We start from the raw sequence: 13,367 nt of genomic DNA on the forward strand, positions 1-13,367 counted from the left end.
GGCCGGGGAGCCGTGGCACCCCGGCCCGGGGCCTCAGGCGGCCGTCCGGAACCAGCGGGTGTAGGTGTCGGCGACCGCGTCGAGGTCGAAGTGCCCGCGCACCCGGTCGCGGCCCGCGGCGGCCAGCCGGGCCCGCAGGGCGGTGTCGCGGCCGAGGCCGACCATGGCGTCCGCGATCTCCCGGGGTGCGTCGACGTCGACGAGGACGCCGGCGCCCCCTTCGGCGAGGACCCAGGGCACCGCGCCGCTGCGGCGTCCGCCGAGGACGGGCACGCCCACGGCCATCGCCTCCAGCAGGATCATCGGGCACGCCTCCAGCCGTGAGGGGTGGACCAGGGCGGTCGCCTCCGCGGCGAGGCGCTCCAGCAGCTCGCGGTGGCCCGTCGGGCCGGCGAACTCCACGCCCCGTGCGAGCCCGTGGGCCGCGGCCCACCGGGCGGCCGCGCCGTCCGGGCGGAACCCGTCGCCGAACATCAGCAGCCGGGCCGCGGGGAGGCTGCGCCTGGCCAGGCCGAAGGCGCGCAGCGCGGCCCGGCCGTTCTTGAGCGGCCCCCAGCCGTTGAGGACGGTGGCGAAGACCGGCGCGGCGGTCGCCGCGGGCGGCGGCGCGCTCGGCATCCCGGCGAGCCGTACGCCGTTCGGGATGACCTGCACGGGGACGGGCGCCCGCAGGACGGTCGTCAGGTGCCGGGCGGTGTACGGGCTGACGCCGCTGAGCGCGGTGGCCCGGTGGACGGCGGGCAGCGCGAGGGAGTTGCGCAGCCAGCGGTACGGACTGAGGCCCTCCTCCCAGGCGCACCTCAGCGGCGCGTCGTGGGCGGTGACGAAGGCGGGCAGCCCGCTGCGCGCCGCGGCGAGGGCGAACTCGTACGTCCAGTGGGCGCTGATCACGTCGGCCGGCCGGGCGTGCATCTCGCGGACGAGGGCCTCCCGCTCGACGCGGAAGAAGTCCCGCAGGTAGTGCCGGGCGTGCGCCCGGGTGGGCAGCACGACGACGGTCAGCGGGCCGGCGGTGCGGACCCAGCGCCGCTCCGTCCAGCCGAGCGCGTACACGGTGACGCGGTGCCCCTGGCCCAGCCAGGTGTCCACCAGCTGACCGGTGTAGGGCACGGCGTAGGTGGCGGGCGGCGTGCAGCCGAGGCGGCCGGCGAGCGGGGCGAGCGAGATCGGTCCGGTGAACCCGATGTGCATGGGCGGTCCTCAGGGGCGGCCGGTTCGGGCGGGTCGGGGGAGCAGGCCGTGCGAGGCGGCCATGGCGAAGACGGGCACGTTCCGGCGCACCAGGAGCCAGAACGCGGCGACGGGCAGCAGGGCGAGCAGCCCGAGGGCGGTCGAGGACGCCGCGCTGCGGCCGTACTGCGCGCCGGTGTGAGCGGCGAGGAAGAAGGAACCGCCGATCACCGCGTGGACCAGGTGGGCGCGCAGCACGGCCGGCACCTCGACCAGGCCCGCGCGGTGCCACCCGGCCAGTTGGAGGGCGTGCCCGACGGCGGGACCGACCGCCATCGCGGCGGGGACGAGCGCGAGGTTCCGCAGCGAGGTGGCGGCGCCGACGGAGAGGAGCACCGACAGGGCGACGGCGGTCTGGACGACCAGCAGCCCCCGCAGCGCCTTGCGGACCTCGTCGACGGCGTAGCCGATGGAGCACAGGAAGTAGAGGGCGGCGTTCAGGGCCAGCAGCGGCACCAGGCCGCAGGCGCTCTCCCAGCCGGGGCCCAGGAGCAGTGCGAGGGCGGAGGGGCCGAGGCCGGCCGCGGCACCGAACGGGATGAACGCCAGGCCGGACGCGGCGCTGAGCATGTCCCGGACCTTCGGCGCCAGCGGCAGCCCCTGGCCGTGGGCGCGGGCCAGCACCGGCGTCGCCGCGTGGTGCAGGCTCTGGCACAGCAGGTTCAGCGGGATCGCGACGGTCAGCGACGCCCGGGAGAACTGGCCGGCCGCGGCGGGTCCGAGCAGCCGGGCGGTCAGCCACAGCGGGGACTGCAGGGCGGCCGTCTGCACCAGACCGTAGCCGGTGAACGTGCCGGAGAGCCCGATCATCGACCGGGCCGGCACGTCCGGCCCGTCCGGGAGGTCGGACCGGGCCAGCCGGACGGTGGCGACGAGCAGTGTGCAGGCGGAGGCCGCCGGGAACGCCGCGGCCATCCCGTACGGGTTCCAGCCGAGGGCGAGCAGCAGCGCACCGGTGAGCATCCCGCCCAGCTGGCCGCCGAGGTCGGCCGCCACGGACGCCCGGGCCAGCCCGCACCGGCGCAGCGCCGCGGTGGCGACCGCCGTGGACGGCAGGACGAGGAACTGCAGCCCCAGGATGCGCAGCAGGGGCTCCATCAGCGGGAGGTGCCACAGCGCGGCGCAGGGCGCGGCGGCGGCCTGCACGGCCAGGCAGCTCAGCGCCCCGGTGACGGCGGAGATCCGCCGGGCGGTGCGCAGCACCTGGCGGGTCAGGTCCTCGCTGCGCAGCAGGTAGGTGGCGAGGCCGGCGTTGGAGAACAGGGTCAGCACCTGGAGCACGGCCAGTGCGGTGGCCTGCACGCCGTAGGCGCTGCTCGCCACGGTGCGCGCGGTGAAGGCCGTGTAGCCGATCTGGAGGACGGTGTTGGCGGCGGCGCCGCCGTAGTTCCAGACGAGGGCGGCGAGCGCGCTGCGGGGCTCGGGAGCGGTCCGGACGGTGCTCATGCGGCAGCCCCCAGGCGCAGGGACGGTTCTGCGGGGGCCGGCCGGTGGACGGTGCGCGGCGCCGCCGGCCCCCGCAGGAGCAGGCCGATCAGCAGGCTCTGCTCGAAGGGCATCGCGTACGCCAGGCAGAAGCAGGCCATGCCGGTGACGGACAGCCACATCGCCAGCCCCATCGGGGAGCGGGGCGGGGTGCGCCGCAGCACGGAGACGACGAGCCAGACGGCGGCGCAGAGCCCCAGCAGGCCGACCCGAAGGAGCAGGTGCAGGTAGAAGTCGTGCGGCTGGCTCTCGACGACGTGCCCGTAGAGCATCCGGTCGAACCCGGAGCCGAAGGGGAGGCCGAAGAGCCAGTCGTGCACGCCGTTCAGCCGGCCGACGAGCAGGTGCGAGCTGTCGATGCGCCACTCCAGGGTGTCCTCGTTGCTGGCCGACGAGGCGAGGTTGCGGGTCAGGCCGGTGTCGGAGGGGAGCGAGAACACGAGCAGGGCCGTTGCGGCGAGCAGCACCGCCACGGTGACCCCGGCGGCCTTGCGGCCCGGCCCCACGGGGCGCAGGAGCAGCCATCCGGCGACCATCACGATCGCGGCGGCCCACACCGTGCGGTGCTGCAGCAGCACCACGACCGGCAGCAGCAGTCCGGCCAGCAGCCGGCCTCCGGACGAGCCGAACGGATCGCACAGCAGCATGACGGCCGCCTGGGCGATCACCAGGGCCGACGCGGCGTCCACGGGACGGGAGTTGATCATCCGGCCGTCGACCAGGACGGAGGTGGAGTTGCTGCCGATCCCCAGCCGGCTCCACCAGTACGCCGCGGCCAGGCAGTAGACGCAGGCCAGCACCGTCCAGAGCCGGACGACCAGCCGGTCGAGCGGCTTCCCGGTCCTGGCCGTGGCGGTGTAGCAGATCGCCCCGAGTGCGTGCAGGAAGTACACCCGGGCCTCGTTCCCGGCCCCCTGGACGCCGTACGCCGCCATGCCGGTGACGACGGACACCGCCACCAGCAGGCCCAGCACCGCGAGGGCGGCGTGGCCCGGGGTCGGCCTGATCGGGCGGCGCACCACGGAGACGACGGCGGCGATCCCGGCGCACACCGTCAGCAGGTCCAGCGGGTAGAGGCTGATCCCGGCGCCCAGCACCGGCACCTGACCCCGTGCCAGCACCAGCCAGGCCTGGCCGCCGGCCATGGCGCAGACGCCGATCGCGGCGGAACGGACGAAGAGCAGCACCACGGCGACGGCCGTGGTGAGGGCCGCCGCCGCCAGCAGCGCGTCCTGGGCGGAGAACACGTCAGGCCCGCCGGGCGCGGTCCAGGGCCGCGGCCAGCGTCGTCCGCGCGTAGGGCGCGACCATCAGCAGGGGCGCCCACGGCCACAGGTGCCGGTGGCAGAACGCCCACCACTGCCGCGGCGGCAGCTCGCGCTGCGACACCAGCCGCCGCAGCGCCTCGCGCACCCCGATGCCGGGCTCCCGGGAGCCGCTCAGCGGCGGGTTGGTGTCGCAGGCGCCGACGTACCCCGGGGTGACGTAGAGGGGGATCCCGGCCCGCCGGGCGCGGAGGCCGTAGTCGAAGTCGCCCATCGAGTGCCGGAACCTGCGGTCGATGTCGCCGAGCCGGTCGCGGACGCGGCGGGGGACGAGCACGACGTTCCCGTTGCAGGTGTCGCAGGGCTCGGGCGCGCCGGTGGGGTCGACGAGCACGAAGGCGTGCGAGCGCGGGTGCCACCGGGGGAGCGTCCGCCGCCGGCCCGAGTAGGTGGTGCGGGCGCCGTCCGAGGAGTGCAGCGCGCCCACGACGACGGCCCCGCCGCCGGTCCGCTCCGCGGTGGCGAGCAGGTCGGCGAGCGCGTCAGCGGTGAGCCGCACGTCGTCGTTGAGCCACAGCTGGTGGTCCCAGGCGGGCAGCCCGCCGCGTCTGCTGCGCCGGCTGGCGGTGCGCATGCCCTCGCCCCAGAAGACGTCCTGGCCGACCGTCACCACCTCGACCTCGGGGAAGTGCTCCGCGACCGCCCGGGCGGTGCCGTCGGTGCTGCCCGCGTCCACGAGGTGGACGGACAGCACCGTGCCCTCGGGCAGGCCGCGCTGGTTCCGCAGCGAGGCGAGCGCGGCCAGGGTCTTCGGGGCGCGGTTGTGGCAGGTCATCAGCACCGCGATACGGAGTGGTTCCACAGGACGAACATGGTCCACCGGGTGGTCCCGCGTCCCCCCGACACTCCGAGGCGTCGCGCTATTCGCGGAACAGCACCGCGTCGCACTGGTACATCCGGCCCGTCCTGCCGTCGGTGAACCCCGGCAGGAGGTGCATCAGGGTGAACCCCCGCTCCTGGGCCCAGTCCAGGGCCTCCCGGTGGAGCATCCCCCCGTCGTACAGCGGCACCAGGGACATCTCCAGCTGCAGCCCCGCGCAGTCGGCGACGCGCTCCCCGGCGCCGTCCAGCACCTGCCGTTCGAAGCCCTGGACGTCCAGCTTGAGGAAGGCCCGCTCCCCCTCGGCCACGAGACCCGGCCACAGTGCGTCGAGGCGCTCCACCCGGACCTCCTCCGTCCGGACGTACGCGCTGCCGGGCGAGGCCTCGGTGTGCAGGTCCAGCATCGGCAGCAGCGAGCTGCTCGCGCCGGCGTTGCCCGCGACGTTGATCACCGCGGTGCCCGGCCGGTCGCCGAGCGCACCGCGCACGGTGTGCCACCGGGGATCGCCGGCCGCCCGGCGGAGCAGCTGCCGGTGCAGCTCGCCGACGGGCTCGAAGGAGGTGATCCGCCCCCGGTAGCCGCAGACGCGCAGCTGGGACGCGTAGTGCCCGGTGTGCGCGCCGACGTCGAGGACGACGTCCACGCGGTGGTGGTCCAGCAGGCGGGCCACCTGGTGGTCGGGGCACTCGTCGGGGTAGCGGGCGACGTCGAGGCCCAGTCGTCGGACCGCACTCCGTGCGCGGTGCAGCAGGGTCATCGCGCCAGCTTCGCAGGAGCCGGCGGGGCATCGGTTGATTGGCGCAGCACGGCCGGCGAGTGTCGGGGACGGTCCGGTGCGGCGCCGCCCGGCGGCGGGGCGCCGTCGGTGGCCCCCGCCGCCGGGCCGGGCAGCCGCCGGCCTGGCAGGGCCGCGGGTGCGCCAGGGGACCACGCGAGCAGTACGGAGACGAGCACGAGGACCAGCAGCAGGAACGGGCTGAAATCGACGCCGCGCAGCGGCGCCTCGGTCACACAGGTGGCCACGGTGATGGCCGTCAGCGCCCAGGGCAGCCCGGCACCGGCCGCCGCGCCGCGGGCGGCCGCCACCACGACGGCCGCCGCGAACAGCAGCAGGCCGGCCGCGCCGACCAGACCGGACGTGGCGAGCGTCTGGTGCAGCTGGCTGTGGGCGTGGGAGTAGACGGCCTGGACGGGGGAGGAGCGGTCGGTGAACAGCGTCGGGCCGTAGCCGAGCAGCACGTCCGAGCGGAACGCGTTCATCGCCATGTCCCAGACCGCCGTGCGCCCGTGCAGCGTGCTGACCTCGCGGTCCGACAGCACCTGGCCGGCCCCCGCCACCAGGGCCGGCACGAGGACGGCCCCGCAGGCCGCGATGCCGAGGACCAGCAGCCGGCGCAGCAGCGGGTGGACGCGGTGCTGCCCGCCGCGCCGGTACAGCAGGAGCAGGCCCAGGGGCGCCGCCAGCCACGCCGTCCGGGACTGGGCCAGGACCAGGACGGCCGCGGCCGCGCCGGCGTGCAGCGGCCAGCGCCGGCTCCGGTACAGCGGCGTCAGCTCCACGGCGAGTGCGACCGAGGCGATGACGCCCAGCAGGATCGGGTGGGTGGTGACACCGACCAGGCGGGAGGAGCCGAGGCCGGGCAGCCGGAAGTTGACGATGGGGCTGGCGGCCAGTGCCCAGCCGGGCGCGACGGCCAGCGCGCACAGGCTGCCCCAGGTGTAGACCCGCAGCATCGCCCGCACCCGGCGCATCATCGCGGCCGGCCGGATCCGCGGCGCCGCGTACAGGGCCGCGACGGTCAGCGGGGCGAGGTACAGCCGCCAGTCGCCCGCGCCGCCGTGCCCTCCGACCAGGGCGGAGAGCACCGGGCCGGCGTACATGCCGAGCGCCGCCGCGGCCACGGCCGCACCGACCGGCCCGGCCGGCCGGCGGGGCCCGGCCAGGGCGAACAGCAGCACGCCGACCAGCAGTGCCACGGTGGCCAGCAGGTAGCCCATGCCCATCTGCAACTGCCAGGCGGCCGGGCCCTCCTGGGCGGTCGGCAGGCCCCAGCCCGCGGGGGCGCCGGAGTCCGCTGGGCCGCGCGGAGACAGTACGACGGCGAAGAACGCCGGGCCCAGGCCGACCGCCCACACGGCGACCGCTGCCAGGCGGGGGGCCACGGTGATGGCGCTGTGGCGCACAGACACTCCTCGGCGGGGTGAGAGCGGCTGACCCGAAATGTGGTCAAACGTGTTTAAGCTCCCTAAGGGGATATCTCATGCCCCGGTGTCGAGTCCGGGCCGCCCCGGATGCCGCGACCGGAACAACCCGAAGGGGTGCACGTTGGATCTGCGTGGATTTTTCAGGGCCATGGCGCGGCGCTGGCTGTCCGTCACGCTCTTGGCGCTGGCCGGACTCGGCGCGGGGCTCGCCGTGACGGCCGCCTCCACGCCGCAGTACCTGGCGACCGGTCAGATCTTCGTCTCCACCCGCGCGAGCGGAGACATCGCCGAACTCAACCAGGGCAGCGCCTTCTCCCAGGCGCGCGTCCAGTCCTACGCCGACATCATCTCCAGCCCCCGCATCGCCGGCCCCGTCGTCGACCGGCTGCGGCTGAAGACGACCCCGCAGGAGCTGGCGGGCCACATCTCCGCCTCCGCCAAGCTGAACACCGTGCTGATCGACATCACCGTCTCCGACACCGACCCGGAACGGGCGGCGCGGATCGCCAACGGCGTGGCCGAGGAGGCCGGCCGACAGATCGTCAGCCTGGAGACGCCGCCCGGGCAGGGCACCGCCCCCGTCCACATCGGCATCACCCGCACCGCCGAGGCGCCCGGCGCGCCCGTCTCCCCGAAGCCCCTGCTCAACGCCGCGGCCGGGCTGCTCGCCGGGCTGCTCTCCGGCGTCGGCCTCGCCCTGCTGCGGGAGACCCTCGACACCACGCTGCGCACCGCCCACGCGCTCGGCACCGCCACCGGGCTGCCGGTGCTCGGGTCGGTGCCCTTCGACAAGGGCGCGCCGGACAGCCCGCTCGCCGTCGGCCCGGCCGCGCACAGCGCGCGCGCCGAGGCCTTCCGGCTGGTGCGGACGAACCTGCAGTTCGCCCAGGTCGACCGCAGGCCCCGAGTGATCATGGTGACCAGCCCGCTGCCGGGCGAGGGCAAGACCAACACCGCCGCCAACCTCGCGCTCTCCCTCTGCGAGACCGGCGGCCGGATCTGCCTGGTCGACGCCGACCTGCGCAACCCGTGCGTCGCCAAGACCTTCGGGCTCGTCCGGGACGCCGGCCTGACCAGCGTGCTGATCGGCCAGGCCGCCGTCGACGAGGTGCTGCAGGAGTGGGGCGACGGCAACCTGAGGGTGCTCACCTCGGGGCCCGTCCCGCCCAACCCGGCGGAACTCCTCGCCTCCGACCGGATGGGGCTCGTCCTCGCCGATCTCGCCCGGGACTTCGACACCGTCGTCGTCGACAGCGCCCCCCTGCTGCCCGTCGCCGACACGCTCGGACTGGCCCACGCCGTCGACGGCGCGGTCTTCGTCGTGCGGGCGGGGCGCACGCCGGGCGAGCGGGTGCAGGCGGCCGTCGACTCGCTGCGTTCGGTGGGTGCCCCCGTCCTCGGCGGCGTCCTCAGCATGGCCAAGCTGCAGAGCGAGGGCTACGGATACGGATACGGGTACGGCGAGGCCGCCGCGGGCGACCTGCTGGTGGCGCCCAGGAAGCTCGGCGAGGGCGCCCCGGCCGACGCCGTCCGGGCCGCCAAGTGACCCGCTTCGAGGTGCTGTTCGTCTGCACCGGCAACCTCTACCGCTCCCCGCTCGGGGAGCGGCTGTTCGCCGCGCACACGGGCCCGTCCGGCGGCGGCATCGGCGTCGCCAGCGCCGGGACGCTGGCGCGCCCCGGGCTGCCGATGCCGCCGCGGACCGCCGCCGCACTGGAGGACCTGGGCGGCACGCCCGGCACGTTCGCGACCAGGCGGCTGACCGCGGCCCTCGTCGCCTCGGCGGACCTGGTCCTCGGACTCGCCCAGGAGCACCGGGACGCGGCGGTGCGCCTCCACCCCGCGGCGCTGCGGCGCTGCTTCGCGCTGGAGGAGTTCGTCCGGCTCGCCGACGCGGCGACCGGGCAGGGGGTGGCGGACGGCCCCCGCACCGCGGTGGCGCTGGCCGCCGCGGCACGGGGCCGCACTCCGCCGGTCGCGGCGGGGGCCGAGGACGTTCCGGACCCGGACGGCCGTCCGGCGGAGGAGCTGCGGTCGTGCGCCGCCCGGATCGACCGGGCCGTGCGCCGGGCCGTCGGCCTGCTGACGGCCGGTCAGGGCCTGGCGCCGAGCGACTGACCCGCCCGGGCGGCGGCGCGCGCCACCACCCGCCCCGCCCGGAACAGGGCGGGATGGAACCCGGAGAGGATGGTCTCCAGCCGGTCCGTACTGGTGCGGGTGGAGACCACCAGGCGGTCGATCCGCAGCGGGTGCAGGACCGACGGGTCCGCCAGCCGGTGGTTGTAGAGGAACCCGGTGCGGTAGCCCGCCCGCTGGAGGATCCGGTGCACCCGCTCGTCGGTGTTGCCGTTGGGGTAGGCGAAGGCGGCGGGCGGGCGGCCGAGCAGGTCGGTCAGCCGCCGGTGCGCCTCCAGCACCTCCGTGCGGACCTGCCCGTCGTCGCAGCGGTCCAGGCAGGGGTGGGTCAGGGTGTGGTTGCCGATGACGACGCCGGCCGCCTCCAGCTCCCGCAGCTCGCCGCGGCTGAGCTGGCGCCGGCGCGGCGCGGGCACGGCGGCGGTGGCCCGCAGGTCGGCCATGGCGAGCCGGCGGTCGCCCTCCGGGAGCAGCTTCAGCGTGTGGGCGGCGGCCTCCGGCGCGGCCGGCGGGAGGCGGTCGGTGCGGGCTCCGTGGCGGACGAGGTGCTCGGCCTCCTCCCACCAGAACGGCGTGTCGGTGCCGACCAGCCCGGGGATGACGAAGCACACCGCCGGGATGCCGCGGGCGGCCAGCAGCGGCAGGCCCCGGCTGTGCACGCTGTGGTCGCCGTCGTCGAAGGTCACCAGCACGCTGCGCGGCGGCAGCGGCCGGCCGCCGTGCACCGCCGCCTCGACCTGCTCCAGCGAGACGGGCACGAAGCGGCGCTGCAGCAGGTCGAGATGGGCCTCGAACGCCGCCGCGTCCTCGACCCCGTGGTAGCCGAGGACGGCGAGCCGGCCGGCCGAGCGGCGGCGGAACCAGGCCTGGACGGGCGAGCGCCGCAGTGCCCGGTCGGCGCCCTGCCAGGAGTCCCAGCGCAGGTACCAGCCGACGAGCCGGGCCCGGACCGCCGGGTTCACGCGCGGACCAGCGCCGGGAACGAGGCCCCGATGCCGACGCCCCGGTACCAGTGGTCACGCGGCTTCTCGCTGAAGTGCAGGAACTCCCGGCGGTTGTCCTCGGCCCAGCGGGGCAGCTCGCTCCAGCAGTACGTCTTCGTCGCCAGCACCACGGCCCGGGGGGACAGCAGCGGCGTCGCGGCGGCGAGTTCGGCCCGCTCGTGCTCCGGCGTCCAGCCGGTGTCGACGAACAGCAGGTCGATCGGCTGCTGCCGGGCGACCGGACCGGCGAGGAACTCCAGCGAGTCGCCGATCACGTGGTCGACCACCTTGTCGTACGGGGGCACGATCAGCTCGCCGGCACGGTCGTCGACGTCCACGGTGGCCAGCCGGCCGCCGCCGTTCCTCAGCAGCGCGGCCGCGATCACCGCGCTGCCCAGGCCCCGGTTGGTGCCGGTCTCGACCACGAACCCGGGACGGAGCGCCCGGACGAAGGCGTACCAGCCGATCCGGCGGCCGTAGCGGACCACCGGGTCGGTGGTGGCGTTCCGCTCGCTCCTCGCCAGGCCGGCGGCGACGAGGCGGCGCAGCTGCTCGTCCTGCTGCACCTCGGCCAGGTAGCCGCGGATCTCGTCCACCGGGGTGCCGGTCGACGTGGCGACGAACCAGGACAGGTGCTCCAGGTTGAGGGGTTCGAGGTCGTAGGTGTAGTGGACGTGCTCGCGCGAGCGGACGAGCCAGGACGCGGTCTGCTTCACGGCGTGGGCGTTGTGGCGGGCGGCGGCCGCCAGCCGGATCGGGAAGGTGGCCAACGGGGCCAGTGGGCTGGCAGCGATCCGCCGGGTCAGCGCCGTGTGCTGCATGACTGCTCCTAATGTGTCTTTCCCGCCCCAGTGACGGGTCTCTGACGTCCCGTTACGGCGTGTTTGTGGCAATTTATCCATCATGGAAAGAAAGTCTCCGGCGACACGCCACCCGGCCGGCCGCCCACGGGTGGCCCTGGTCGTGCCGTTCCTCTCCGAGTTCCGCCGCTCCTTCTACCGGCAGCTCGAAGCGGACCTCGACGCGCGCGGAGTGTCCCTCGTCGTCGCGCACGGGCAGCCCTACAGCCGGGACCAGCGGGCGCGACAGGACGTCGTCGACATGGCCGGCGCGGTGCGGCTGCGACAGTCCAGCCTGTGGGTCGCGGGCCGCCCGCTGGTCCACAAGCGCCTCGGCTCCCTGGCCCGCACCTCCGACGTGCTGGTGGTGGACCAGTCGCTGCGCAACCTGGAGCTGTACCCGCTGCTGCTGCGGCAGCTGACCGGCCGCGGGCCGGCCGTCGCCATGTGGGACCACGGCCGCACCTACACCGGCCCGCAGTCACGGCTGGAGCAGTCGCTGAAGTTCGCCCTCACCCGGCGGGCCCGCTGGTTCTTCTCCTACACCGACGGCGGCTCGCGCGCGGTGACCGACCACGGCTTCCCCCGGCAGCGGGTGACGGTGGTGCAGAACGCCGTCGACACCACGGCGCTCGGCGAGGCCTACCGCCGGGTGACGGAGGACCAGCTGGTCGCCCTGCGCGCCGAGCACGGCCTCACCGCGGGCCGCACCGGGCTGTTCGTCGGCGCGCTGAGCTCCAGCAAGCGCATCCCCTTCCTCGTCGCGGCCGCCGAGGCCGTCGCCGAGCGGCTGCCCGGCTTCCGGCTGCTGGTCGCCGGGACGGGCGAGCAGAAGGAGCTGGTGGAGGCCGCCGCCTCCCGCAGCCGGGTCGTCGTGCCGCTGGGGCCGGTGTTCGGCACCCGCAAGGCACTGCTGGGGGCGGTGTCGGACGTGTTGCTCATGCCCGGCCTGGTCGGCCTGTGCGCCGTGGACTCCTTCGTGCTCGAGACCCCCGTCGTCACCACCCCGTGGCCCTGGCACGCCCCCGAGTTCGAGTACCTGGAGCACGGCCGCAACGCCCTCGTCGCACCGGACGACGTGCAGCAGTACGCCGACGCCGTGGCCGGCCTCCTCGGCAGCCCGGCCGGGCTCGGCGCCATGCGCTCGGAGTGCCGCAAGGACGCGGCGCGCTACACCGTCGAGGAGATGAGCCGCCGCTTCGCCGACGGACTCGTCGACCTGCTCCGGGACGCGCGCCGGTGACCCGCCCGGCCACCGCCCGGAGCACGGCACCCGCACGGGCCGGCGGCCTCCGGATCCACCGGACCCCCGAGACGCTCGCCCCGTACGAGCAGGGCTGGCGGGAGCTGGCCGCCGCCGCCCCCGGCTCCTCGTACTTCACCACGCCCGACTGGGTGCTCGGCACCTGGGAGGCCATGGACCCGGCCGCCGCCGCGGCGGCCGAGGTCGCGCTCTGGACGGGACCGGACGGCCGGCCCGAGGCGGTGGTGCCGCTCGCCCGCACCAGGTGCAGGCTCCACCCGCGCATCCCCCTCCCCGTGACCGCCTGGACCCTGCTGGGGGCGGATGCCGACGGGGCGGACCACGGCCTGTTCCCCGTCGCCGCGCACCGGCGCGAGGAGGTCCGGACCTGGCTGCGCGACCGCACCCGGCGCGGCAGCCTCTGGCTCCCCGCCATGGACCCGGAGAACGACACCGCCCTGCTGCCCGCCGGCACCCGCCGGATCGCCAGGACCACCTGCCCCCGGCTGGAGATCGGCGAGGGCGCCGTCGTCGGCTCGACGGGCTTCCGCCGTCTCATGAGACGCCGCGCGCGGCAGCTCGCCGAGGCCGGGATCGCCTTCCGCTGGGTCGGACCGCAGGACATGACCGCCGGACTCCTCGACGCCGTGCTCGCCCTGCACCGCCTCCGGCAGGACCACCGCGGGGCGGTGACCGCCCTCGGCCCGCACCGCCGCCCGCTCCACCTGCGCCTGCGGGACCGCGCCGACGCCGACCGCGGACCGGCCGCCCTGGTCGCCGAACGCGAGGGCACCCCGGTCGGCGCCGTCTACGGCTTCCTCTGGCAGGACACCTTCGCCTACTACAACGGCGGCTGGGACCCGGCCTACGCCCGGCTCAGCCTCGGCACCGTCCTCCTCGACCGGACGATCGCCGCGGCCGCCGCCCACGGCGCACGCACCTTCGACTTCCTCCGCGGGAACGAGTCCTACAAGTACGACTCGTTCGGCGCCTCGGACCGCTGGGACGAGCAGTGGCTGCGCCCCCGCGGCGCGGGCGCCCTGGTGACGGGCGCCGTGCTGCGCCGCGCCCGGCGGCGGCACGGCCCCGCCTGAGACC

General features: G+C 75.8%; 12 protein-coding genes. 4 read left to right on the plus strand and 8 right to left on the minus strand.

The annotated features are described in order from the left end of the window. Positions 1-33 precede the first annotated feature (33 nt). Genes AB0O09_RS02150 through AB0O09_RS02175 form a run of 6 tightly spaced genes read right to left on the minus strand, consistent with a single transcriptional unit; the run spans position 34 to position 7,047 of the window. Positions 34-1,191: a glycosyltransferase family 4 protein gene (locus tag AB0O09_RS02150; RefSeq protein WP_363539301.1), complete on the minus strand. Its 1,158-nt coding sequence runs from the start codon at positions 1,189-1,191 to the stop codon at positions 34-36. 9 nt (positions 1,192-1,200) lie between these two features. Further along, the gene (locus AB0O09_RS02155) at positions 1,201-2,676 is read right to left on the minus strand and encodes an oligosaccharide flippase family protein (protein ID WP_363539303.1); all 1,476 of its coding nucleotides are present in this window, start codon (positions 2,674-2,676) and stop codon (positions 1,201-1,203) included. Next, positions 2,673-3,962: a hypothetical protein gene (locus AB0O09_RS02160; protein ID WP_363539305.1), complete on the minus strand. Its 1,290-nt coding sequence runs from the start codon at positions 3,960-3,962 to the stop codon at positions 2,673-2,675. The genes AB0O09_RS02155 and AB0O09_RS02160 overlap by 4 nt, the downstream gene beginning before the upstream one ends. 1 nt (position 3,963) lies before the next feature. Continuing rightward, positions 3,964-4,842 carry a glycosyltransferase family 2 protein gene (locus AB0O09_RS02165; protein ID WP_363539307.1) on the minus strand — a complete coding sequence of 293 codons (879 nt, stop codon included), beginning with the start codon at positions 4,840-4,842 and terminating at the stop codon, positions 3,964-3,966. A 58-nt stretch (positions 4,843-4,900) separates the two neighbouring features. Beyond that, positions 4,901-5,620, minus strand: a complete 720-nt coding sequence (locus AB0O09_RS02170) for an FkbM family methyltransferase (RefSeq protein WP_363539309.1) — start codon at positions 5,618-5,620, stop codon at positions 4,901-4,903. Further along, positions 5,617-7,047, minus strand: a complete 1,431-nt coding sequence (locus AB0O09_RS02175; protein WP_363539311.1) for an O-antigen ligase family protein — start codon at positions 7,045-7,047, stop codon at positions 5,617-5,619. Before AB0O09_RS02175 ends, AB0O09_RS02170 begins: the two co-directional genes overlap by 4 nt. Before the next feature lie 37 nt (positions 7,048-7,084). Here AB0O09_RS02175 and AB0O09_RS02180 point away from each other — a divergent pair, with 37 nt between their 5' ends. Both AB0O09_RS02180 and AB0O09_RS02185 read left to right on the plus strand, forming a co-directional pair. Further along, positions 7,085-8,614 (plus strand): polysaccharide biosynthesis tyrosine autokinase, encoded by a 1,530-nt coding sequence (locus AB0O09_RS02180; protein ID WP_363539313.1) that lies wholly within the window; start codon positions 7,085-7,087, stop codon positions 8,612-8,614. Next, positions 8,611-9,186: a low molecular weight phosphatase family protein gene (locus AB0O09_RS02185; RefSeq protein WP_363539315.1), complete on the plus strand. Its 576-nt coding sequence runs from the start codon at positions 8,611-8,613 to the stop codon at positions 9,184-9,186. Before AB0O09_RS02180 ends, AB0O09_RS02185 begins: the two co-directional genes overlap by 4 nt. Here the strand turns inward: AB0O09_RS02185 and AB0O09_RS02190 are convergent. Together AB0O09_RS02190 and AB0O09_RS02195 are read right to left on the minus strand one after the other, a co-directional pair. Further along, on the minus strand, positions 9,162-10,166 hold the full coding sequence (locus AB0O09_RS02190; protein WP_363539317.1) for a polysaccharide deacetylase family protein: 1,005 nt from the start codon (positions 10,164-10,166) through the stop codon (positions 9,162-9,164). The two genes, AB0O09_RS02185 and AB0O09_RS02190, sit on opposite strands and share 25 nt — an antisense overlap. Further along, on the minus strand, positions 10,163-11,008 hold the full coding sequence (locus AB0O09_RS02195; RefSeq protein WP_363539319.1) for a class I SAM-dependent methyltransferase: 846 nt from the start codon (positions 11,006-11,008) through the stop codon (positions 10,163-10,165). The genes AB0O09_RS02190 and AB0O09_RS02195 overlap by 4 nt, the downstream gene beginning before the upstream one ends. 142 nt (positions 11,009-11,150) lie before the next feature. Here AB0O09_RS02195 and AB0O09_RS02200 point away from each other — a divergent pair, with 142 nt between their 5' ends. Next, positions 11,151-12,269, plus strand: coding sequence for a glycosyltransferase family 4 protein (locus AB0O09_RS02200; protein WP_363539321.1), 1,119 nt, complete (start codon positions 11,151-11,153; stop codon positions 12,267-12,269). Further along, positions 12,266-13,363 (plus strand): GNAT family N-acetyltransferase, encoded by a 1,098-nt coding sequence (locus AB0O09_RS02205; RefSeq protein ID WP_363539323.1) that lies wholly within the window; start codon positions 12,266-12,268, stop codon positions 13,361-13,363. The genes AB0O09_RS02200 and AB0O09_RS02205 overlap by 4 nt, the downstream gene beginning before the upstream one ends. Positions 13,364-13,367 lie beyond the last annotated feature (4 nt).

The organism is Kitasatospora sp. NPDC093679, assembly GCF_040683455.1.
Taxonomy (GTDB): domain Bacteria; phylum Actinomycetota; class Actinomycetes; order Streptomycetales; family Streptomycetaceae; genus Kitasatospora; species Kitasatospora arboriphila.